Raw genomic sequence first — 24662 nt, forward strand, 5'->3', positions numbered from 1 at the left:
ATGGCACGAGTCGTCACCTGTTTTTTTGTCATAACAAAATTCTTGTAATACCACACACGAGACCAGGACAAATACAGCCATGGAAACACAATCTGCCATCCCCCCTACCGAGTCTCCTATCCTGTCCCCGGCTCCTACGCGGCCTCGGTGGTGGCTCTGGCTGTTAGCGGGCTTTCTAGGGGTAGTGGGAGGCTGGTTTATTTGGAGTCGATTGCAGCAAGATCCGACACCTGTTGCGATCGCAGCCCAGGCCACTGCGGTTGAAACTGAAACAGCTCGCTCTGCTCCGGTAAGAGAGTTTTCAGAATTTGTTGGAGCCTTAGAAGCTCAGGAACGGGTGATGCTACGGCCCGAGGTCGAGGGACGAATCACCCAGGTGTTGGTGTCAGCAGGCGACCGGGTGGCAGCGGGTACTCCGATTATTCAGCTCAGCCCGGAGCGGCCCCAGGCCATAGTTAGCAGTGCTGTTGCCGATATTGAAGTGGCGCGGGCTGCCCGTAGTGCCGCCCAGGCAGAAATCTTGGAGGCCGAGGCCGAGCGAGATAGCGCCATTGCTGAGCGAGAGCTGCAAAATAGCGAATATACCCGCACGCAATCTCTGGTGGCGGCGGGAGCCCTGGCTGAACAGTCGCTAGATCAAGTGGGGCGTAATCAGGATGTTGCGATCGCGGCCCTAACCGCAGCCGAACGGCGGATTCAAACCGCCCGCGCCAACCTGGCCGAAGCAAATGCCGCCCTGCAGCGGGCAGAATCCAATGCTGCTGTCGCCAGTGAAGACCTATCCGACTACCAGGTTGTTGCCCCTATCGACGGAGTGGTAGGTGATCTGCCAGTCGAAGTTGGTGACTATATCCGAGCCGGAGAAATGATCACCGCCCTGACTAGCAATCAAGCCATGGACCTACGTCTATCAATTCCTGTGGAACGCAGCAATGAGTTACGACCAGGGCTACCGGTAGAACTTCGCACCCAGGCCAGTGGTGCTCCCCTGGTCACCGGTCGCATTAGCTTTGTTGCTGAACGGGTGGAAGCAGGAGCACAGTCAATTCTGGCTAAAGCCTCCTTTCCCAATCCCAACGGACAGCTACGGGATGAACAGTTTGTCCGCGCTAACGTTGTCTGGACAGAGACCCCTGGCGTCATGGTTCCCACTACTGCCATCTCCCGCGTTGGCGGTCAGAGTTTTGCATTTGTTATGGAACCCTCCCCAGAAACTGACAGTGAATTTGTCGCTGTTCAACGTCCCGTACAGCTTGGCATAATTGAAAATAACCGCTATCACGTTATCAGCGGCATCGACACCGGAGAAACCATTATCACCGCCGGTATTTTACGCCTGGCCGACGGAGCCCCCGTTGTCCCAGATGATGCCGTCACCCCAAATTAAAGACAGAAAATACTATGACCTCCCCCAACTCTCAATCAGACCCTACAGCTCAAAATCCTGACTCCACTGAAAACTCCCCCAGCCCAGAACTGCTTGCTATCCAACAGATGATGGGAGAACTCTCTGCCCTACGGCAAGAAGTCAGTCAGCTAGCTGCACTCCCCCAGCAGGTCCGCCAGATCGAACGCCGTCTGATGGTGGTGGGCGACCTCTATCGATATGAGACATTACACGAGCAGCTAGCCAATCAACAATGGTTTGCCGCCGACAAAGAAACCGTCAGGCTAATTGCCGATATTGCTGGAGTGTCTGACCTGGAAGATCTCAGCCCCCGTGAGATTCGCAGCTTTTCCTGTGGTGAGCTCCAGGTAATCGACCGGCTATGGACCACCTATAGTGAAGGTCGATTTGGCTTTAGCATCCAGCTAAAAATCTATCAGGACCTCGGCGGTAGCTTAGAAAGCACCATCGGAGAAGACCTGCAGCTCACCCAACGCTGGGGTGCGGCCCTGGGCTGGCGCGAAGGTGTTACCGATCAACAACCCGAAGGCAACCGCTGGCGCAAATGCGACGGGCTGGATTTCTCCCTTAATGCCCCTAAAGGCTGTCACCCCTCCCGCTGGTGGAACTCTCCTTATGGCTCTCGCATGACCAACTATTTTCTCAATCGTCTGATTACCTGTGAGATGTAGAAAAAAGATCTTTACATAATTTCGCCATAGCGGGGCAGGACGTCAGCGTGAGGCTTCGATAGTGAGGCTTCGACTGAGCGGTTCGACAGTGAGCTCAGCCGAACCGCTCAGCCGAACGCACAAGACACCGCCCCTAGGAGATTTTTCCCGCCTTCGTTCTCCATCCTCCGTCTCTATCCTCCCCCTCTCGCCCCCTCCCCCTCTCACAATGTTCGTCGAAACCTTTATCCGCCGCCCTGTCCTCACCATGGTGCTCTCCATCATCATCTTTATGGTGGGGCTGATCGTGATTCCAACGCTGCCCGTGGAACAGTACCCTGACATCAGCCCGGTACAGGTGGTGGTCAGCGCTAACTATATTGGTGCTAGTTCGGAAGTGGTGGAAGAAACCGTAACCACCGTGCTAGAGCGAGAGATTAATGGCGTTAACGGTATGCGCTATATGAACTCCACCAGCAGTGACGATGGTACCAGTTCCATTACTGTGACCTTTCGCCAGGGGTACAACCTGGATATTGCTGCCGTCGATGTGCTGAATCGGGTATCGATTGTCACCCCACAGCTGCCCCAGGAAGTACAGCGTACAGGGGTGACGGTGCGTAAACAATCCAGCAGTGTGGTCGTGGGCATGGCTATTTACAGCGAAGAAGAAGGGCTGTACGACGACAACTTTATTAGTAACTATGCCGACCTCTATGTGCTGGATGCCCTGCGCCGGATTCCGGGGGTAGCCCAGATTCAGCCTTTTGGTGAGCGTCGCTATGCCATGCGCCTCTGGCTTGACCCGGTCAGGATGGCGGCTCGGGAGATTACCACTGAGGACTTAGTAGAGGTGATTCAGGAACAAAATCTGCAGGTGGGGGCAGGCAGCATTGGTCAGCCGCCGACAGAAGACGGGCTGACCTACCAGCTCACCCTGCGCACCCAGGGGCGCTTAGAGGATGTCAGCGAATTTGAAAACCTGGTGATTAAAGCTGAAGCAGACGGCAATCTGGTTTACTTTCGGGATATTGGTCGTGCAGAACTCGGGGCCGAAAGCTACGGTACTTTTGCCCGCTATCGACAACAGGGAGCCATTGGCTATCGGATTGTGCAAACGCCAGGCACCAATGCCCTGGAAGCGGCAAACGCCGTTAAAGAAACCATGGCCAGACTGTCAGCAGACTTTCCGCCAGGGCTAACCTATGCCATTCCCTACGACCCCACCTTATTCGTGGTGGAGTCCCGTAAGGAAGTGGTCAATACCCTGCTACAGGCGGTGGCGCTGGTGGTTTTAGTCTTGTTTTTGTTTCTGCAAAACTGGCGCGCCACAATTGTGCCTGCGGTGGTGATTCCGGTGGCGCTGATCGGCACCTTTGCCTTTATTAAGGCGTTTAATTTTTCCATCAATAGTCTCACCCTGTTTGGTTTGATTCTGGCCACAGGCATGGTTGTAGACGATGCCATCGTCGTGGTTGAAGACATTGCTGGCAAAATTCAGGAAAAGGGAATGCGGCCTCACCTGGCAGCCATTGAAGCCATGCGGGAGCTAACGGGGGCGGTGATTGCCACCTCGCTGGTGCTGTTGGCCGTATTTATTCCAGTGGCCTTTTTCCCCGGTACGACGGGCCAACTTTATCGACAGTTTGCCCTGACCATTGCCTTTGCCATTACGATTTCCACCTTTAATGCCCTCAGTTTGACCCCGGCTCTCTCGGCGCTGTTGATTCGCTCAGGGCAACAGCCCGGTGGTTGGCCGGGACGCTTTTTTGCCTGGGTCAATCGCGGTATTGATGCCACCCGCCGGGGCTATCAGTCGAGCCTGGGACGACTGACCCGCTTAAAGACAACCGTGCTGATTTTGTTTGTGGCGGCCCTGGGTACGGCTGCCTGGCTCTATACCACGGTGCCCACGGCGTTTCTGCCAGAAGAAGATCAGGGGTATTTAATCAGCCTGATTCAGGGGCCAGAAGGGTCGTCAGTGGACTATACCAGCGACATTATTGACCAGGTGGACCAGACTTATTTGGATATTTCCGAAGTAGAAGGGACGTTTTCTTTAGGAGGGTTTGGCTTTAGCGGCAATATCCCCAATAACGGCGTCATCTTCTCTCCCCTGATTCCCTGGGGTGATCGTCCTAGAGAAAACCAGTCAGCACAGGCCGTACTCAATCAGGTTTGGCCGCAGTTTGGCCAGATTAAAGAAGCCAATGTGATTGCTTTTAATCCTCCAACAATTCAGGGTTTGGGCAGCATCAGCGGGTTTGTCTTTCAGCTACAGGACCAGGGCAATAACGATCTGCAAACGTTTTTGCAGGCTAAGGATGAACTGGTGGCTGCCGCTAATGCAGCCCCAGAACTGCAAAATGTTTTTACCACCTATACGGCCAATGCACCCCAGCTAGAGGTGGATATTGATCGCAGTCTGGCAAAAGCCATGGGGGTGAATATCGATGAGATTCTCAATACGCTGCAGGGCTTTTTGGGCTCCCGCTATGTGAATGATTTTAATGCCTTTGGCCGGACCTATCGGGTTTACATTCAGGCCGATGCGCAATTTCGTTCTAATCCTAATGATATTGGTAATCTCTATGTCCGTTCTGAGACGGGTGAGATGATCCCCCTGGATACCCTGGTGAGCATTTCACCCACTACAGGTCCCCAAACCATTAACCACTACAATCTATTTCGCTCGATTGAAATCAACGGTTCTCCAGCCTCCGGCTACAGTTCTGGACAAGCGATCGCAGCGATGGAACGGGTTGCCAATGAAGTCCTGCCCAACTCCATGGCCTTTGAATGGTCCGGTATTTCCCTAGAAGAACTAGAATCCGGCGGTCAGGCTCCAATTATCTTTGGTTTGGGAATTATCTTTGTCTTTTTGGTACTGGCGGCCCAGTATGAAAACTTTGTTGACCCGGTGATTATTCTGCTGGCGGTGCCGCTGGCTATGTTAGGAGCCCTGCTGGCAGTTTCTCTACGGAGTTTGCCCAACGATGTGTACTGTCAGGTGGGGCTGGTGATGCTGATCGGCTTGGCCAGTAAAAACGCCATTTTGATTGTGGAATTTGCCAATCAGCTGCGGGATGAAGGGCTATCTATTGTACGAGCTGCCGTAGAAGCATCCCAACAGCGACTGCGACCGATTATTATGACGGCTATTTCCACCCTATTGGGGATTTTCCCTCTGGTGATTGCGACAGGGGCCGGTTCCGCCAGCCGTCAGTCTCTGGGCACCGCCGTTTTTGGGGGCATGATTGTTTCCACGGTGTTGAGCTTGTTTGTTGTCCCTGTCCTCTATATCGTCATTGTCAGCTTTTTCTGCCGGTTTAAAGATAACTGTCGCGATCTCTCTCCGATTCCACCGGAAATGCCTGCAGAGGTCACTCCTGAAATGGCACTTTCTAGTCACAAGTAGATGGGAAGAGTTGTAAGGGGCGACAAGATATATGTCTTCTTTGATGGGTACCAGGGTAATCGCTATGGCCGATCTACACGCAATCCTGAAGCAGGTTTCAGTCTTTTCGAAACTGCCCCCTGAACAGATTCAATGGCTCATTGCCCAAGGTCAACAAACCTGGTTAGAATCTGGAGAGATTCTTCGTCACGCCGGTGATGAGGCGGACAGTGTATTTGTCTTGCTCAACGGTCAGCTGCGGGTTTACCAAGATATGGAAAGCCATGAACTGGTGCTGGCTACCTATGAAACCCTCGATTTTTTTGGTGAACTGCCTATTTTGACTGGGGAAGAGCATTTTTGGGCCAGCGGTCGTGCGATTACTCCCTGTCATATTTTTGAGCTACCCAAAGCAGACTTTTGGCAGCTGCTGTCCCAGTGTCCCTCTGTCACCATGGGGGTGCTTAGCACTATGGCCCAGCGGATGCAGGATGTGCAAACTCTCTATAAACAACAGGAAAAACTGACGGCCCTGGGAACTCTGGCTGCAGGGCTGGCCCACGAGATGAATAATCCAGCTACAGCTGCTCTACGAAGTGCCCGAGAACTCCGGCAGCTCTTACCTACACTAACAGCCTATGGTGTACAGTCTCCTGCCCGAACACCAAACCAACAACAACAGCTGGCTATACTGCACCAGGGGGTGATTCAGAATACGAGTTCTACAGTCCTTGATCCGCTCACCCGCAGCGATCGCGAAGATGAACTGGTGGCCTGGCTGGAGCAACATGCGATCGCAAATCCCTGGACTCTTGCTCCCGCCCTAGTTTCCGCAGGGCTCAAGCCCGAAAAACTGGACTATCTTGCTAGTCACATCCCCTCCGACACTTTGGATACTGTGCTGCAGTGGCTGACCCACTCATTGACCAGCTTTGAATTACTCCACACGATTCACACCAGTGTCGATCGAGTGTGTGAGCTAGTAGCTGCCATTAAAGACTATTCCTTTATGGATCAGGCTCCCCTACAAACTATTGACATTCACCACGGGTTAGAAAGCACCCTGACTATTCTCACCTATCGCCTCAAACAAGCCGACATCACGATTCAGCGTCACTACGACTGCACCCTAACCCCGATTCAAGCCTACGGCAGTGAATTAAACCAGGTTTGGACCTATCTGATTGATAATGCCATTGATATCCTTATTAACTGCCCATCTCCCACCATTGAGCTACGGACTAGCCGGGAAGGCAATCACCTGCTGGTAGAAATCTCCGATAACGGTCCCGGCATTCCCCTAGAGATTCAACCGCGAATTTTTGAACCCTTTTTCACTACCAAGGAAGTGGGTAAGGGCACCGGGTTAGGTCTGGACATGGCTTATCGTATTGTCAAAAAACACAGCGGAGACATCTATTTCAATTCATCTCCTGGAGAAACTCGTTTTTATGTGAGGCTACCCATTTCTGAGTAGCACGCCCAACCATAAAATTTTCCCTTGACTTAGAGTCCACTCTAACTCCTAACCTATGGTTATGGAACAGGAACTCACTATCCAACAAGTCGCCCAAGCCACCGGTCTGAGCACTCACACCCTGCGCTACTACGAGCGCTGTGACCTGATTGCCCCGATTCATCGGGCCAGCAATGGTCATCGTCGTTACTCAGCGCCAGATATTCGCTGGATACAGTTCCTCACCAAACTGCGCATGACTGGCATGCCCATTCGTCAGATTCAGAAATATGCCACTCTACTACGCCAACAGCCCGACGCCGTCCAAGCCCGTCGAGCCCTGTTAGAAGACCATCGACAAAATGTTGTTCAGCACTTGCAGGAGCTACAGGAAAATCTCGCTGTCATTGACTGGAAAATTCAGCATTACAAAGAGATTGAAGAAAACTTGTCCAAGACTGTTGTACCCCAATAAATCCAGAAGACACCATGAATTCCATGACTCAGTCTGCCCGCTCTGAGCGTTACCAGCAGGGCTGGCAAATGCTCAAAATCATTGACGGCAAAGCCGGTGAGAACGTGATCGACAGCTTGCAGCCCATTGCTCCCGATCTGGCCCGCTACGTGATCGAATTTCCCTTTGGCGATATCTACACACGCCCCGGTCTAGACCTAAAATCTAGAGAGATCGCTACACTGGCTGCACTAACCGCATTAGGTAACGCCCAACCCCAGCTTAAAGTTCACATCCATGCCGCTCTCAATGTCGGCTGTACTGCCCAGGAAATTGTTGAAGTTGTGATGCAAATGGCCGTTTATGCCGGATTTCCCGCCGCGCTAAATGGCATGACCGCCGTTAAACAAGTATTCGCAGAACGTAATATCCACCTGACTGGAGAATAAACCCATGAAAACTCGCAAATTAGGCTCCGAGCTAGAAGTGTCTGCCATCGGTTTAGGCTGTATGGGCATGTCCGAATTTTATAGCGGTCGAGATGAGGCAGAAGCGATCGCAACCCTCCACCGCGCCCTGGAGCTGGGCATTTCCTTTCTCGATACCGCTGACATGTACGGTCCTCATACCAACGAGCAGCTAATCGGTAAGGCCCTCAAAGGACGACGGGATCAGGCAATCATTGCCACTAAGTTTGGCGTCGTCCGCACCCCTGAAGGCGGCTTTGCCGGCGTCAACGGCAGTCCTGAGTATGTGCGTCAGTCCTGCGACGCCTCGCTACAAAGACTGGGCATCGACACCATCGATCTCTATTACCTGCACCGGGTCGATCCCACAGTCCCCATTGAAGAAACCATCGGAGCTATGGCCGAGCTGGTGCAGCAGGGCAAAGTCCGCTATCTAGGCCTGTCTGAAGCGGCACCGGCTACCCTCCGCCGAGCCCACGCAGTCCATCCAATTACGGCACTCCAGACCGAATATTCTCTCTGGAGCCGCGATCCAGAAGATGAAATTCTACCCACGGTACGGGAGCTGGGTATTGGATTTGTTCCCTACAGCCCTCTAGGACGGGGCTTTTTGTCCGGTAAGATTAAGCAGATTGACGATCTCGCGGCAGACGACTATCGTCGCTATTCACCCCGGTTTCAAGGAGAGAATTTTGCTAAGAATCTGGCAGTGGTGGAGCAGGTCAATACCATTGCCCAGGAGAAGGGTGTGAGTGCAAGTCAGCTGGCGATCGCATGGCTGCTAGCCAAAGGAGACGATATTGTTCCCATTCCTGGCACCAAACGTCGTCAATATCTAGAAGAAAATGCCGCGGCTGTGGACATTCAACTAACGTCGGCTGAGATTGAACAGATTGAAGCGGTTGCACCTCAAGGTATTGCCGTCGGAGAACGGTATCCTGACATGAGTAGTGTCAATCGATAATTATGGCGCGTAACTTGACCGCAGGCCCAGTGGGTCCCCAGTTGGTAAAACTAACCCTGCCGATGGTGTGGGGTTTATTTGCCCTGATCGCGTTTAATCTAGTGGATACCTACTTTGTCGGACAGCTGGGCACTGCTCAACTAGCCGCCATGAGCTTTACCTTTCCGGTGGTGCTAACCCTGGGCAATCTGGCCTTTGGGTTAGGCGTTGGTACGACTTCGGTGATTGCGCGCGCCATCGGCGAAGGGGATATCCGTCGGGTGCAACGATTTACCACCAACAGCCTTACCCTGGCCTTAACAGCAGTGTTTCTCTTTGCCAGTATCGGATTGTTTACCATCGATCCGCTGTTTAAGGCGCTGGGGGCAGGACCCGATATTCTGCCTTTTATCCGTGAGTATATGCAGATTTGGTACTTTGGCATTGTCTTTTTGGTAGTGCCGATGGTGGGTAATAGCGCCATTCGCGGCGCGGGCAATACCCTAACGCCCAGTATCATCATGACGGTGGCAGCGGGCACCAATATTCTGTTAGATCCGCTACTGATCAATGGGGCCTTAGGGTTTCCCCGATTAGAGCTACAGGGAGCCGCTCTGGCCACCGTGATCGCCCGAGCTGTCTCACTGGTAGCGGCTTTGCTGGTGTTACGCTTCAAAGAGAATCTGCTATCCACCCAAATCCCTGACATTCGGGAGACCCTCTGGTGTTGGCGCGATATTTTGACAGTGGGGTTACCGGCAGCGGCAGCGAGTATGATCACTCCGATTTCAATTGGGGTGATCACGAGCTTTCTGGCCAGCCACGGAGCCACTGCGGTAGCGGCATTTGGGTTGGCATCCAGGGTGGAGTCGTTAGCCTTGATTGCCGTGATGGCGCTGGCTGCCAGCATGGGACCGTTTGTTGGCCAGAACTGGGGGGCGCAACAAATCGGTCGGGTGCGACAGGCACTGAGTCAGGGATATCGCTTTTGCTTTGGTTGGGGGTTGTTGATGGCGGTGTTGCTGGGGTTAGGGGCGCAATCCCTGGCGGCTATTTTTAACCCCGATCCAATGGTGATTGCGATCGCATCGCGATATCTGTGGCTGGTTCCCGTCAGCTATGGGGCCGCAGGCATACTGCAGGTCACCAGTTCTGCCTTTAATGCCATGGGTAAACCTATGCCGTCAATTATTATCACGGCCACCCATATGGTCGGGTGCTATATTCCTCTGGCTTATCTGGGGGGGCGCATTGCTGGGCCGACGGGCATTTTTGTGGCCGCTGCGATCGCAAATCTCTGCGTCGGTTTTGGAGCTTATGGCTGGAGTCGAAAAACCTGTTTGCAGCAAATGAAAACGGTCTCAGCCGAGGCGGTTAGATCTTAGCCGTGACTGATCTATTTGCTATTCCTTGCAGTAACTGGGCAATTTTCAAATTTGTAGCATCTAAATTAAACCGTTCTTGAGCCAGGGTTTGTGCTTTTTGCACCATCCTTTGTGATTGGCTCGCTTCACCCTGGCAAGTCTTGATGATCTCGGCTAGTTTTTTAGCATCTCCTGGGGGCGTTAGCCAGCCTGTCTGACCATGGTCAATCAGCTCCATGGCCCCGCCAGCTGCTGCTGCTACCACTGGCGTGCCACACAACATCGCTTCCACAATGACACGACCAAAGGGTTCAGGTGCGATGGATGTGTGGGCCACTAAATCACAGGTCGCCATCAGTTGAGGAATATCTGAGCGAAACCCGAGAAATTTAACGCGATGCTCTAGATTTAGGGTTTGAATCTGTTGATGCAGCTGTTGGACATAGTCTTGCTCACCAAATAAGGCATCCCCAACCAAAACAGCGATTACATTCTCCGGACAATATTGTAGTGCTTCAATCAACACGTGCTGCCCTTTCCATGGCGACAGCCGACTAAACTGTCCGACCAAAAAAGTCGATGATGTGGGCTCAGCCAGTAGCCCAGGCCGCAGCTGCTCGCGAGCATCGGCACAGTTGCTATAGGTCTTTAGAGAAAAGCCGTTGTACACAACATGGACTCGCTCCGCCTGGCCACCGGCTTGAATAAAAGCATCCCGACTGGCTTGGGAGTTGGCAATCACCAAAGCAGCCCGATTTGCCAGGGTGGTAATGATCCGACGATTTAGAGGACTAAAGTGGTCTGGAGAGACAATATCGTGGAGGTGATACACCAGGGGGCGACGGCTCAGTATGCTGGCCAGCGCCCCCACAACCAAAGCCTTTTGGGTATTGGCATAAATCAGATCATAGTGCCGACTGAGTTTAGCGACCTGAGTCACTAAGGGAATTAGCCGGTTTAGATTGTTTAACCCGGCCAGTAAACCACTGTCTTTTTGTACCTGCAGGGGCTGGTCTGCCAACACTTTAACGGGAATATCGACCTGGCGTAAATACTCTGGAAATGTACCTTCTGTAAACACCCCTACCAGGCTAGTTGACTGAAACGGCTGTGCGATATCCGCCAAACACAGTTCAGCTCCTCCCAGCTTACCGCTCTGGTCTAGAAACAGAATTTTCATGCTCTTTTATAGGTTAGACGAGTGCTAAATAGTGAAACGATCCTCTTCTCAACAACAAAATGAACGCCACAGCCAATCGCCACAGCCACAACACAAGCCAATAGCATACTCAATGAGCGTAATCCTAGGCTGCTAATGCCTAAAGTCTCGATAATTTTTGTCAGGACCGACAAGATCGGATAGTGGGTCAGGTAAATAGAAAACGAGGCTGCACCCAACAATACAAATCCCTGATGAATCGCCAGTCTGGAACTCTTTTCTAAAAAAGCAGCCCCTGCTACAATTAGCAGTGAACAGACCCCATAGGTAACAAATTCATAGTAGTGGGCAATACCCGAGGTTTGCGAACTTGTTTGCAGCCCATAGACGTCTAACAGGGCAGCAACAATAAAGCCAAAACAACCGGTCAGCAGCAGCCAACAGCTTACATTTCTTTTTAACTGCAGGCGTTTAAAGAGCACCCCCAGCAGACAGCCTCCAGCAAATTCAAGGTTATAGTATGAGAATATAAAATCAAATAGAAAATGGGCATTTTCGCGCAGCTGGAATCCGGAGATGACATCAGCCAACATAAAAAATACTGAGACTGAGAGCCCAGATAATACCAGCTTAGATCCAACTCCAGGCCGCACAATCACGGCGGTAAATACTATATAGAAGAAAACTAAATGACTTAGAAACCAGGCGACTGAGAGAATGGGGGCATGGGACTGGGGAATTAACAACAGTGATTTGATCATGACCCCCGTATCCGTTTCATACCCTTTCCCAAAGGAGGGGATTAAAAAGTAAATAGGAATAATACAAAGACTGACAGCCCAATAAAATGGATAGATGCGCACACAGCGCTTTAATAAAAAATCCTTGGCTCTATTCTGTTGCCCGATGTACTTAAAACTTGATAAGGCCAGAAAAAATCCACTGAGGACAAAAAAGAAATCAACCCCTGCATCTCCAAACTCAAAGAAGGAGAGTAAAAAGGGTTGATTAAATTTGAGGCTGAATAGATCCGTAGCATGAAATGCGACGATCAGTAGGGCAGCTACCCCCCTCAAGCTTTCTAAAAGTTTCAGCTTTTGTAAGGGCTGTTTTATCTGTTTACGGGTGTATGTCATACAGGTTTAGGGGCTAACAGCTCAATAAAATACCAACGTGAAACTATGCTGTTTAGCTAGACATTAGCACTAACAATAGAGGATGGGCATAGATCGCAAAGAAGAGAGTGATTAACCTCAGTCAATTAGATTTTAGTTCGCCATAAACCCCCAATGTTTCAGTGGCAACACGGGTCACATTAAGCCAGTCAAGATTCTTTTGTGCCTGGATTTTCCAGTAGTTTAATTGAGTAGAATTTTTGAGCAAATCGGCAATGGTTGTCGCTAAGGCTTGACTATCTCCTGGTGGTACCAACAATCCGGCTTTACCATGCTCCAGGACTTCGGGAATGCCATCTACCCGGCTGGCCACAATGGCACAGCCGACTTCCCGCGCTTCTGAAATGGCTAGACCAAAGGGTTCTCGATAAGAGGCTAAGACAAACACATCTGTGGATAATAAATAGGCTCGTGGATCGGACTGAAAGCCTTCAAAATGGATGCGATCGGCTACATGGGTCTGGCTGGCCTGGGCCTGAAATTGTTCTTTTTCTGGGCCATGGCCGACTAAATACAAATGAGCATCTGGAAAATCTCGGGCGACTCGCTCAAACGCCGTAATTAGCTCTGCAATGCCTTTGCGGGAGTTCATGCCCGCCACGGTTGTAATGGCTGGACGATGGAGCTCTGCTGGTGAACAGTCTGTCAGTGCGCCAACACGGGGACTCTTTAGGGTACCGTTGGTGACAACCCGCAACTTGCGGGTGGGAATTCCTCGCTGTTGCATAGACTGGGAAACGGCCTGACTGACGGCAATGACGCGATCCGCCAAGCCCATGAATTTGGCACTTTCTTGGAACTCGTTGTGTACGGTGGCCACTAACCCGTAGCGACTCCATAGCTTCAGGGCCCGTGCTAACACAGCCCCGGTCATCATGTGGGCATGGACAATATCTGGCTTTACTTGCTGGACAATCCTACGATATTGGGAGGCGGCCCGTGCTAAGTTACCCCAGGTGCGGGTTTGATTGAGCCGAAAATGCTTCACCTTATACTGGGATAACAGGCTCTCGTATTCGCCACCGCCAGAGATAACGCTCACGTCATACCCGGCCTGGGCCTGAAGACAGGCTAAATCTACTGCAACATTGACAATCCCATTCCCGACTTTCTGAATGTGATTGAGGATGTGTAGGACTCGCATTATATGGCTCCGGCGGTTGGACGTTGAATTGCCTGTAATCCGTTCAACACGTCTAGGTACTGACGCACAATGCAATCAATGGTGAAGGCTTGCGATCGCGCCTGTAACACCTGAATATCCGTGGGCTGATTCAGGGTTGCCAAAATGGCATTGGCCATGGCCTCATGGTCCCCCACCGGCACCAGTTCACCATACTGGCCCTTGTTGAGAATCTCCGCTGGACCACTTTCACAGTCAGTAGAGACCACCGGGGTACCCGCTGCGATCGCTTCCGCGACAACATTGCCAAACCCTTCATAGATAGATGACAACACAAAGACGCTGGACTGGGCCATGTAGGCATAGGGATTTTCCACAAACCCTAGAAACAAAACATCGTCTTGCAAGCCAAACTTCTCAATCAAGGCCTCCAGCTCAGGTTTGACACTAGGTTCACGGGCATCCACATCCCCCAAAATCATCAGCCGAGCCGGATAACGCTGGCGCACAAGGGCAAAAGCCCGAATCAGGGTGGCAAAACTCTTTTGTTTAACAATTCGACCCACCCCCAATAAAACAGGCGGTTGATCCGCCTTAAACCAGGGATGAGCCACGGTTTCCTGAGCTTTTTGGGTGAAATCAGGTGTCACAACTGGATTGTAGATCACCGTCATCTGTTCCATTGAAATTTTGGCATTTTGCTCTAGGTCACGAGCTACCCCTTCCGATGCGGTCACAATGGCATCGGCCCAGGGATAAAAACGCTTGACTACAGACCACTTCAGCTTCTGAATCACCATGGCATGGCGATCCTGAAATTGTTGGGAAAGGTTCGTCTGGACACACATCACCACGCGGGTGTTCACCCCTGCCAATCGCTTGGCCCAGGTGGCGGAGCTAAATATATCCAGCGTCGAGAGTAAGAAAGCAGGCTGTTCTTGCTGCAAATATTGTTTGAGGGCCAGCGTCTTAAATAACAAAACTGGTGACTTGGCATCTAGGTTAACCAGTCGTATAGTTTCTGGAATCTTGGATAAATAAGCTCCCGCTGCCTGGGCAACCACCAGATCAACGGCAAATCCACGGGCGGCAAATCCTTCAGCCAGGTGCAACATGACTCGCTCGGCCCCACCGCCATCAAGATTGGGAATAAATAAACTAATAAATGGTTTCGCCATTGTTTACTCCTTAGGTTCAGTCTTAAAAATCACTGGCACAGAACGCAACATGTTGGATAAAAAACGCAACTCAACAAACTCACGCTTACGCCGGAGAAAGCTCCATCATCAGGGGAGCATCGCTGACATTTAAGACAATCGAGCGGGGATTGTTATATTGGGCAGTAGCGGTGGTTGACTGTAGGGGCTGGTAGAGCTTGGCCGATGTGATCGCCGTATCTAAAGAAACTGTCACGGTTTGGTAAGGCACTGCAATATCGCGCTCGTTGACTAAGTCAAAACTGGGGACTTCCTGCCAAAGAATGAGATAAAATCGTCCGTCTTTTTTTTGTAGTAAGGTGTGATGAACATCGGCCAGTTCTCCAGCCATGGTGTAGTTGAGCGTGCCTGGAGAAAATCCGCCTGGACTATCTTGAAGTAAGGCAATGAGGTTCTGAACAGCAGTAAAGGCCGGTTTGGGGGTACCATCCCGGTGCAGCAAACCAAAATTACCTTCTTTGTCATCGGTTTCCCATTTGTCAATGAGCTCATTGAGGTAAACGCGCTGAATGTCTCGGTTAAAATATTCTAGCCACAGACGGGGGACATAGTTACCAGCGGCAGCTTCGGACACACCCGGCTGGCCCGATTCGGCCGCCACTGCATTGTGCCAGCCCGACTCAGTGGCAATAATCGGCTTGGCGGGACAAATCTGTCTGGTAGATGGAATCCAATGCCAGTCCAGACCAGCCGTAGGAGGTTCGCCTCCGGGATAGCTATGCATGGCTCCATAATCACAGGCAACCGCACCCAGCTTGCTGGCGTTGAGCCAGAGCGCTACCGTTGGACTCAGGACATCCAGACCGGCTGTAACTGGATCTGTTTTAATCGCATTATAGAGTTCAGCTTGAAACCTCCTCACCCCGTCGGGAAATGGCTGTCCCTTATAGTTTAAATCCTCCCAGACATCCCACTCATTTGGCCCTTCAACGCCTTCAATGGCGGTGGGTAATGCTTTGACAATATCGACGGCAACTGACGCATCGGCCTGATCCCTGGGGTCCATCACCAGCATTGATTTGATACCCAGGGTAGCGAGATCGGTAAATTTTTGCTGAGTCACCTGATCGTTCAACTTAACTCCGTCTCGAATATGGCGAACTCCCAATTGTTGCAGTCGTGGCTTAATAATTGACTCAAAGTCATTGTAGGCACTGTTAGTGCGATTGAGGTGGACAACAACACCCACAGAATCAATAAAAGAATCAGCAGAACGAGCTGTTTCAGATAGGCTTTGGGACTGGCCAGGTAACGCAGTACTACAGGCAACAATAGTACTGACTAAAAGCATAAGCCAATACTGACGACGCCGAATCCAAGGAGACAACAAAGATTTCATGGGTTTAGATTGCTAAAAATCGCTGGTAGATTAAATTGGCAGTGGTTAAGAGGGGATGTTTGTCGAGTTCTTGAAGCACGTCTTGTTTGATCCGAGCTTTAGCTGCGGTGGGAATGGCCACCAGGTGTTCAGGCTGTTTCAGGGTTTTTTGGGTTTCCTTAAGCTGGCTAAAAATAGTGTCTTTTACTTCAGGCGTAATCGGCTCCATCTGAAATGAAGTCCCGTAGCGCTGGTTTACTCTGGCAACAACTTGGTGCGGGTACTGGGTGGTCTCTTTAAAGTCTGAAACAACTACATCGGCATGAACGGGCCAAACTCGTTCGTAGAAATTAATATAACTTTGAATTGCAAACCGTGTCGAGAGGGTGCGGTCGACCACTAAAACTGAGGCAATGGCATCGATGGGATTGCGAATCAGGACAACACAGGGAATGCCGTATTCTATTGCTTTGGTCACCTGCAACGGCGCATGCATATGATGCGCCGCTTTAGCAGTGGGGTTATACAGTCGAAATGCTTTAGAAAAAAAGGAGTTGGCTGACCTGGGGAATCCTTCTATGCAAATGTCCTTATCGGGAGATATTTTTTTCCATCGGTTCTTCTCAGAAAAGGGCAGCATTTGAAACAAAATCTCATGGCGTCCCATGATGTGCCCGGTTCGATATTTTGTGTTTTTGATCAGTCTTCTGGCAATCATAGGTTTTAAGCATTTAAAAATAGAATTGAATGGATTCTCTGCTGGGAAAACACAATTTTTTTGGCATTCATGCTCAAGCACTGCGATGGGCATAATAGCGAGATGCGGCTAACCCGACGCCCAGGAATCCCCAGAGCACCATCCCCACAACGCCAACCATAGAAACATTGAGGCCAATCTGGGCAAAAATGCCAAATGCGATCGCACGAGCCGCACTAGCAAAGGTATCAAACCGCGCTTCGGCACCCTGAAACAGCTGAAAGAAGATCAAAAACATTCCTGTTGCATAAGGAATGGTTCCCATCCAGCCCAAAGAAAATAGCATGGTTAAAATACCACTATCATGGCTACCTAAATATTCACTTTCCACCACTACCCCGAGACCTCGACCAATCCCTTCCGTAAAGGCCTCCCCCAGTAGCTCGTTATAGCCCTCTAAGCGAGCCTGATAGCTACCATCTTCCTGGGTATTGGAGAGGGATTCCAAACGGGGAGCAATCTCACTGGCCAGGGGCTCCATTGACGCCAGCGGTACTACCACCAGCGCCATACTCATCAGGGTAATTAGCAGTCGTACTTGCAGGTGTGATTTGAGCGAAGGCATATACAGCATGAGACCAGCCACCCAGCTCAGCCAGCCTGATCGGGCCAAGGACAGTAAAAAAGAGAGATAACCAACGCCAGTAGCGGCAAACTTTAAACTTTCGCGATTGCTTAAAAGCAAAATCAGCCCAGCCATCATGACCGCAGCAAAGGGCTGTGGCGAATTCATCGTACTCCACACCCGAATCCCCAGGGGTTCGGCATAGCCAAACACATTAGTATCCACGGCATTGGTTAACCAAAAGCGATCCCAATCTGGGGCCACCAGATACTGCCACACGCCATACCCACCCATCACCAGCACACCCCAGAGAAATGTACGCTGAATCGTGTAGCGATAAACAGGATACTGTTGCCAATGGGCAAATAAATGAAAGCCAAACAATAACGGCGGCAGCCAGTTGAGTAGGGCCACAATGGTACCCGCCAGAGAGTTTTGCACCAGCCCAATTAAAAAGCCATAAAAAACACTGCTAAAGCAGAGAATAAACGGTAATCCTCCCTGCCGATGGGCTCCTGGCAAATGACGGATCAAAGTAACTGCTGAAATTAGAGTCACCAGCGGCGGCGCTAGCAACACCAGGCTAGGATCTTGCCAACCGCTCTGTTGATCAATCAGACGACGTACCAGGGGAGTCAGAAACCAAATCCACCAGGTAAAACCAATGTAGAGTAAGGGATATCGCAGATATAACAGCAAACCAACAGCCGTCACTCCCGCCGGATAAAGCAAACGCAACAGGCTACCGACACCGGCCAGAATCGCCAGGGCAACAATTAAAACCAGACCGAGAATACTGGTCCAGGCTAAGGCAGGACGAAATCTCAGCCAGGCAAATGACCCTTGGTTATCCCCATAGGAGACTCGCTGTTGTTCGTTTAGTAGCATCCGATTGGTTACAGGGATGGAGATAAATTTCGGTTGGTTAGCGGGTACCAGCTGTTATCGCAGTCTGACAAATAAGCCAGGATTACGGATGTGAGCTAATGAGTTTGCCATGGACTGCGGCAGGTAGCTGACGCTCAATGCCACCAGCGTACGTAAATTAATTTTCTGGAGTTGGAGGGCGCGATACAGATAGTTGCGGGCTTCTAAAGGTTGTTCCAGCCTGAGAAAACCAATGCCTAAGGTAGTGTTAGCATGGGCCAGCTCCTGCTGAAAATAGGAGCGATGGGCCTGGAGATTTTCATCTTCCATAAAGCGCTTGTGGCAAAATGTCGCCGCTTTACCCTTACGGATTTTGGCTTGAATGTTGCGATTGCCACTCATCATATTTTCAGATTGAGCATGGACGCGGTAGTAGGACAATCGCTCAGGACAATAGTAAGCTCCTTTGCCGGAGCGACAGGCTAAATAGGCAATGTAATAGTCCCAAAACACACCGGCTTCAAACAGTTTATCCCAGGTTACTGCATCTCTCCGGATGAGTGCGGCGGAGGCGGTAAACACGGCTTGATCAACCAGACCGATCTTCCAAAAAGGCTGATAAATTCCTTCCTGTAGCTGGTGACGTTTTTCTTTTTTGGTTTGTTTTTGAGTGGCTGCCCAGTTAACGCCACCATGGTCATCCATCACATAGTAATCACAAAAAGCCAATACTAAATTTGGATCTATTTCCAGGGGATATACTAATCTTTCTAAGAAGCGTTCGTCCCATTTGTCGTCATCATTAAGGCTGGCAACGTATTTACCATTAGATTCAACAAAAGCATAGGTGGTATTTAAGCCAACTCCAATGTTTCTAGCATTGCGTCGCAGCCGTAGTCGTGGATCTTGAAATGCTTCAATAATGGACTCAGGGCTCTCAAGACTACAGTCATCCGAAACAATGACTTCAATGTTGGTATAGGTTTGGTTGAGTACACTGGCGATCGCTTCTTTTAAATAAGCCGGGCGATTATAGGTGGGAATAATCACACTAATCAGCGGTGGATCTGAGTTCAGAGATATTTCCAGAGGGATGTCCATAATTAAGAAAACGGTGAATTAAGAAGTGGCCAATGAATGCACATTAACTGTTGAATCTTGCTCAAAAGCATCCCTTACGTGGGTCTGAATCTGCTGAATGACATGGGCGCGGTCGTATTGTTGCGTCGCTTTACGGTGGGCAGCTGCCCCTAATCGCTGACAGAGGCTCTCATTACTCAACAAATCCAAACAGGCTTGGGCAATCTCATCAGCCGATTTTCTAATCAACACATCCTCTCCATCCTGCAGAGAGAGTCCTTCGGCCCCAATGGGAGTCGCAACAATGGGTTTACCATAGGCGGCAGCTTCTATGATTTTGACGCGGGTGCCCCCACCTGAGCGGATGGGACAGCACACAATGCGGGTGCGGGCATACAGCTCATCTAGGTGATCTACAAAACCGGTAAATTCCACCCCTGGAATCTTGTCCCCATAGGTGCGAATATTTTCAGGATGGGTGCCAGCAATCATCAGCTTGGCATCCGGTCTCACCTTTTGGATACGAGGCCAGACCTGCTCAATTAAAAAGTTGGCCGCATTCAAATTAGGAAAATAATAATAGCCACCCAGAAACATCAAGGTCGGTTCACCACAGGGGGGTGACATTGCCGGCACTGAAACAGCATTGGGAACGCTGACCACTCCCTTAAGTCGTTGCTGTGTTAGATAATTCTGATCCAGTTGAGAGCAAACAAACGTACGCAGGGCAGTTTGTACACTCCGCCGCTCTCCCCACCAAAGGGCTGGAATTTGTAAGTAGTAGAGCTTGGTGATTAAGCGTGTAGGTGGCTGACGAATCTGACGGGCAAAGGAGATATGTTCAATGTCGTCGAGATCAAAGAAAACCGGAGGCAGCGGACGCTGGATCTTTAAAATGGGTGTCATCGACTCTAGACGATGACAGAAAATGGCGTCTGGCTGCCGCTCTAGACAGGCTGCAAAGGCCTCTGTCTGTTGGTTAGCACTGGTGGTGACAAAGTTTCCCTGGGCACGAAAGTTAAAAATAGGTGCAACCTGCTGCTGCCATTTAGATCCCGTGCTGGTGGTTGTATGTTGGGGGCACAAAAACAGATTGATCGGGGTGTCCCAGTGTTCTGATAAGGCTTTTTGGTGGGCTGCGATCGCATCACAGTCCACATCAGCAGGCACATAAAACAAAACATCAAGCTGCGCCATCGCCTTAAAGGCGTCCAGAAATAAATTAAACCGCCGAAACGTTCCCTGAACATCCTTTTGTAAATCGGTGGGAAACCGACAGGAAATTAATAATATTCTCATAGGGTTACGCCCGATCTGTATTTAACAACGGAAAAATTTTCTGGGGCACTTGCCGAGAGCCTTGATAAAGATGCTGCCACACCTCAATATAATTTTGAATCATTTTCTCTTCAGTAAAGTCCTGAGCCCGCTCATAGGCCTGGTGTGCCATAGTTCTCATGTCGTCAGGATGCTTCAGCGCCCAACGCATAGACTCCAGCAAGTCGCAGCTATCCCCCGTGCGAAATACAAGGCCATGAAGCTGATGAAGAATCACCTCCGGAATCCCACTGGCATCTGAGGTAATAATTGGTAAGCCAGAGGCCATGGCCTCTGCGATCGCAAATGATTGTCCCCCTTCAAAGTGGGTTGGAAATACAAATAGATCAGATGCTTGCAGCAGTCGGGACACATCTGAACGATAGCCTAAAAGAAAAACATTATCTGTAACTTGATACTCATTTAGTTGATTCTCTAGAGTCTCCCGCAAATCGCCATCACCAACCCAAATGAATCGCACATCCGGAAAATCTCGAATAATATGGGGAATCGCTGGAATTAAGTCACAATGGCCCTTCTGAAAATTCAATCGACCAACAGTAATGAGTAACTTGGCCGTATCAGGCAATTTTAGCTCGTCGAGAATTTGCTGGCGACATGTTTGCTGTTGAGTGGTGCTGAGAGTCTGAGAAGCGTCTGATTTGGCACCATTATAGATACAAGTAAGCTCACTTTCAGGAATTTGAAACAGGTTAGACAATAGACGTCGATTGTTTTGCGAAATCACCACCCACCGTTGCTGGCGCGTTCTCACCCAGTTATAAAGCTTAACTCGCCACTGATTAACCGGTATCTCCAGTGGTAAAACCAGTCCAAATCGTACAACCGTTGGAATCTTCAACAGTCCACAGGCAAGGATACTCGCAAAACAATATTCCGGAGCAGGCAAGGTAATTTGCACAACATCAGGCTTAAGCGTTATTAACAACCGTAGTGTTCGAAAAAAACGCGGCACATGTCGAGCAATGCCTGGCAGCCAGTTCCTGTCTTCAGCGATAGCGAGTGGGTGATAGGTTACTCCACTTTCCAAAAAATCTTGAACTAGTGAAGCTGTCCCATCCACATTAGGAAACGCAGCATGGACATCCCATCCATGCTTTACAGCCCCTCCGGAAACAGTGAGGTTATATTGCTCCACACCCCCACGTAATGTGGACGGGAAAATCATGAGTAGCTTCTTAGAACTAGATTCCATCGATGCAATAATACTCCTAAGTAATTCTCTAACCCACGCCTGGTAAAAGATTCATCTCTGTCCAGAAATTTTTGTCGTCCCCATTATTAGCGTTCCTGTAAAGGACTTGCCATCATCTGCCTGGTTTAAAACATCAAGAATTAGCGTGGTCAGTTCATCTCCTCGCTTAGAATAACTAATCTTTTTTTGTGTCTCGACCCTATCTACTACCAAGGTTTCACCCGCCATATGCTTAATAGCCAGCTGCTCAATCACCCGCGCCATGGCCTCAATATCAAAGGGGTTCACCAAATAAACACCCGGTTTCTCACGCAAATAGTTTTGATTCTCCCCAGGAGGTACAGCCGCTAAAATGGGTCTGTCTGTCATCAAATACTCATAGGTCTTAAGCGATATCCGATCACCAGGAGTCCCATCAAGACGGTCTGGTAACGGCATAAATAGCAAATTTGCTGTTTGCAGTTTCTGTAGCGCATCAAAATATGGAATCGGTCCAGTTACGCTCACGACATCAGATAGATTCTGGTTTTCTAGAACTGTTGCTGCTGACTCAAACTGATTACCATAGAGCTTTAGTTTAATTTTGCCGCTCCACCTAGGATGCTGAGCAATCACCTGTTTAATAGCACGACCGATAAAGATAGGACTTGAACTAGCCGGATTTACATTGACATTAAAATACCGGCCCCAGTTCATCCATGCATGACGTAGCCTTTTGACAAAGCCCTGCTTCGGCAGCTCTAAAAACTCTTCCCAGCCCGTCATACCGCCTGTGAAAACAATTTCAAAATCATCTGAGACAGTGTTACCGCTAATCATCCCTTGAAAATCTTGAGGGTCGGCTCCACCACGGATAAGATGAAATTTAGAATATTGATCTTTAGCCTGTCTAGAGCGTACTAGTTCTAGACTCAGCTGAGAGACATAAATAATAGCATCGGACTGTCTAACATAAATGTCTTCTAGCCAACGACTGAGATAGTAGTGAAATTTAGTTGGAAAAACCCCATAGAGATCATCACAGGTTGAGGGTTCACAAACATTAATGACCAGTGGTTTACCCGTAAGCCATTTCAGCAAGATGCCGATGATGCCTGCAGAATAAGGCTTGAGAAAAACAATAATCAGATCAATATCATAGGTTTTAATGATATTGACGCCTTTGAAAACAGCAGGCAACAGCCAGAAAATATCTTCATCCGGCCAAACGAGCCAGTCTAAGAGCTTACCAAACTTAATGCCCCGAATGAACCTAAGTAGTTTGCCTGGATACCAAGAACGAGCAAAATGAATATGCGCTTGTTCTAAGCTAGCTTCCTGATTGCCAGACAACACATGAATTTGCCAATCTTTTGGCAGATATTTGAGTGTTTTGCTAGAGCGAATTGCGGTTGGATTTGTTTCTGGTGGAACTTTTTGAGATATCGACAACACAGTTCTGGATTTACTGCTCATAGCTAAACTCACAATTGATTATGGATACAAAATCAAAGTCGGTTTTGAAGAATCCTTCGACATCAACACCACTTAATCACTTAAGGTTTTAGCCAGCCATCATTTGCGCAAGTAGATTCTGGCCTAAAAGCTCCCTATTTTTACGATATCTTTCAATTTTCTCTTTAATAGGATTCATCTCATCAACCAGTCTATTAAGCTTCATAACTTGAGCTGAATCACTATGAATATCTAAAACCAGTGATGATAATTCAGCATCTAGGAAAATACCGGTGACTTTACTTTGTCTGTTGCTATCAATAACAGCAAGCGGCAATGACCCTGCCATAATGGTAAATAGAAGCACATGTAATCGATTGCTAAATACCATCAGTGCATTGGAATATAATTCAAGTGCAGCTTGAACATTGAGTTTTTGATCAACAAACTCAACATCATAAGGCCCAACATATCTCTGTACTAATCGCTGACAAAAATCAGAATCACGATCAACTTGATAAGCCACAACTAGTCTTTTTGACCATTGTCTACAAACCAAATCTACAACCCTATCTAATACAACAATAAGATTTTCTTGATAGGCATTGGAAGTATCACAAGCATGGGCAGACTCTCTAAAACTGAAAACAATATATTCTCCATCCATAGAAGGCTTTATGGCTGTTTGGAAGCCAGACCGAAACAACCAAGCCAGATCGGGAAAATGTTGTATCTGGCACATCTTCATTTGGTGGGCCAGGCTTTCAGAAATACTATCTCGAACCCCATAGAAATATGAAAAACGTGAAACCCATTTCACGATTTTTTGATTATGATCTGATAATTCACCAATAGAAAATCCTAATCGACAAAGTCGAACTCCTAATATACGAAGCAATAGAAAATATAATATCCATTTTCTTGAGCCTAAATATCGACTGTTATCAGAAAGATGTCCTGGCCCCAAAAACAGATATGTTTTTGGGGATTTCAACTGAAATAACGATTTTAACTTTGATTTGATTATCAAACGACTAAATCCGTTTTCATAAAAACTTGCTCGCTCATCTAATTCAATTCCTAGCTCTTGGCAATACCAATCGGGAACCCCATGATCATTGATTACTACTTGGCCATAGCCTCTTAACCTTTCTAAGAGAGTTTTATTAATAATCAGATCCCCTAAATTTCCATATTGTGTGCGGGCTTCATAGAAGATATGTATGTCCTGTCGGTCTAAGTCATGATTCTTTTTACTTTGCTCTTTAAGTGTGGGCATAGATTTTGAGGTAAAC

General features: G+C 49.2%; 20 protein-coding genes. 8 read left to right on the forward strand and 12 right to left on the reverse strand.

The genetic code is table 11. From position 1 onward, the window contains the following. Window positions 1-79: 79 nt before the first annotated feature. From N836_RS42100 to N836_RS42135, 8 genes are all read left to right on the forward strand, one after another. Window positions 80-1387, forward strand: coding sequence for an efflux RND transporter periplasmic adaptor subunit (locus N836_RS42100; RefSeq protein ID WP_023070561.1), 1308 nt, complete (start codon window positions 80-82; stop codon window positions 1385-1387). Between the two features lie 14 nt (window positions 1388-1401). Continuing rightward, entirely contained in the window at window positions 1402-2079 is a 678-nt protein-coding gene (locus N836_RS42105) for a GUN4 domain-containing protein (RefSeq protein WP_023070562.1), read from the forward strand. Window positions 2080-2287: 208 nt separating this feature from the next. Beyond that, window positions 2288-5476, forward strand: coding sequence for an efflux RND transporter permease subunit (locus tag N836_RS42110; RefSeq protein WP_031291450.1), 3189 nt, complete (start codon window positions 2288-2290; stop codon window positions 5474-5476). A 64-nt stretch (window positions 5477-5540) separates the two neighbouring features. Then, window positions 5541-6932 carry an ATP-binding protein gene (locus N836_RS42115; protein ID WP_031291452.1) on the forward strand — a complete coding sequence of 464 codons (1392 nt, stop codon included), beginning with the start codon at window positions 5541-5543 and terminating at the stop codon, window positions 6930-6932. A 55-nt stretch (window positions 6933-6987) separates the two neighbouring features. Next, window positions 6988-7386, forward strand: coding sequence for a MerR family transcriptional regulator (locus N836_RS42120; protein ID WP_235071014.1), 399 nt, complete (start codon window positions 6988-6990; stop codon window positions 7384-7386). 23 nt (window positions 7387-7409) lie between these two features. Beyond that, window positions 7410-7814, forward strand: coding sequence for a carboxymuconolactone decarboxylase family protein (locus tag N836_RS42125; protein ID WP_023070567.1), 405 nt, complete (start codon window positions 7410-7412; stop codon window positions 7812-7814). A 4-nt stretch (window positions 7815-7818) separates the two neighbouring features. Continuing rightward, the gene (locus tag N836_RS42130; protein ID WP_023070568.1) at window positions 7819-8796 is read left to right on the forward strand and encodes an aldo/keto reductase; all 978 of its coding nucleotides are present in this window, start codon (window positions 7819-7821) and stop codon (window positions 8794-8796) included. Window positions 8797-8798: 2 nt separating this feature from the next. After that, the gene (locus N836_RS42135) at window positions 8799-10160 is read left to right on the forward strand and encodes an MATE family efflux transporter (protein WP_023070569.1); all 1362 of its coding nucleotides are present in this window, start codon (window positions 8799-8801) and stop codon (window positions 10158-10160) included. Here the strand turns inward: N836_RS42135 and N836_RS42140 are convergent. From N836_RS42140 to N836_RS42195, 12 genes are all read right to left on the reverse strand, one after another. Continuing rightward, on the reverse strand, window positions 10150-11319 hold the full coding sequence (locus N836_RS42140; RefSeq protein WP_023070570.1) for a glycosyltransferase family 4 protein: 1170 nt from the start codon (window positions 11317-11319) through the stop codon (window positions 10150-10152). The two genes, N836_RS42135 and N836_RS42140, sit on opposite strands and share 11 nt — an antisense overlap. Continuing rightward, window positions 11316-12434: an acyltransferase family protein gene (locus N836_RS42145; protein ID WP_023070571.1), complete on the reverse strand. Its 1119-nt coding sequence runs from the start codon at window positions 12432-12434 to the stop codon at window positions 11316-11318. Before N836_RS42145 ends, N836_RS42140 begins: the two co-directional genes overlap by 4 nt. A 121-nt stretch (window positions 12435-12555) precedes the next feature. Beyond that, window positions 12556-13617, reverse strand: coding sequence for a glycosyltransferase family 4 protein (locus tag N836_RS42150; protein WP_023070572.1), 1062 nt, complete (start codon window positions 13615-13617; stop codon window positions 12556-12558). Next, a complete protein-coding gene (locus N836_RS42155) occupies window positions 13617-14774 on the reverse strand; it encodes a glycosyltransferase (RefSeq protein ID WP_023070573.1) in 1158 nt (385 codons plus the stop codon). Before N836_RS42155 ends, N836_RS42150 begins: the two co-directional genes overlap by 1 nt. A gap of 85 nt (window positions 14775-14859) precedes the next feature. After that, window positions 14860-16152 carry a hypothetical protein gene (locus N836_RS42160; protein ID WP_023070574.1) on the reverse strand — a complete coding sequence of 431 codons (1293 nt, stop codon included), beginning with the start codon at window positions 16150-16152 and terminating at the stop codon, window positions 14860-14862. A gap of 4 nt (window positions 16153-16156) precedes the next feature. After that, window positions 16157-16849 (reverse strand): hypothetical protein, encoded by a 693-nt coding sequence (locus N836_RS42165; RefSeq protein ID WP_152532036.1) that lies wholly within the window; start codon window positions 16847-16849, stop codon window positions 16157-16159. Window positions 16850-16922: 73 nt separating this feature from the next. After that, entirely contained in the window at window positions 16923-18341 is a 1419-nt protein-coding gene (locus N836_RS42170; RefSeq protein ID WP_023070576.1) for a glucose-6-phosphate isomerase, read from the reverse strand. Between the two features lie 54 nt (window positions 18342-18395). After that, the gene (locus N836_RS42175; protein ID WP_023070577.1) at window positions 18396-19421 is read right to left on the reverse strand and encodes a glycosyltransferase family 2 protein; all 1026 of its coding nucleotides are present in this window, start codon (window positions 19419-19421) and stop codon (window positions 18396-18398) included. Between the two features lie 18 nt (window positions 19422-19439). Beyond that, window positions 19440-20699 carry a glycosyltransferase gene (locus N836_RS42180; protein ID WP_023070578.1) on the reverse strand — a complete coding sequence of 420 codons (1260 nt, stop codon included), beginning with the start codon at window positions 20697-20699 and terminating at the stop codon, window positions 19440-19442. 4 nt (window positions 20700-20703) lie between these two features. Then, window positions 20704-21933: a glycosyltransferase family 4 protein gene (locus N836_RS42185; protein WP_023070579.1), complete on the reverse strand. Its 1230-nt coding sequence runs from the start codon at window positions 21931-21933 to the stop codon at window positions 20704-20706. Between the two features lie 51 nt (window positions 21934-21984). Then, window positions 21985-23388, reverse strand: coding sequence for a glycosyltransferase (locus N836_RS42190; protein ID WP_023070580.1), 1404 nt, complete (start codon window positions 23386-23388; stop codon window positions 21985-21987). A gap of 88 nt (window positions 23389-23476) precedes the next feature. Then, window positions 23477-24646, reverse strand: a complete 1170-nt coding sequence (locus tag N836_RS42195) for a polysaccharide pyruvyl transferase family protein (protein ID WP_031291459.1) — start codon at window positions 24644-24646, stop codon at window positions 23477-23479. Window positions 24647-24662 lie beyond the last annotated feature (16 nt).

It is taken from the genome of Leptolyngbya sp. Heron Island J (genome assembly GCF_000482245.1).
Lineage (GTDB): Bacteria > Cyanobacteriota > Cyanobacteriia > Phormidesmidales > Phormidesmidaceae > Leptothoe.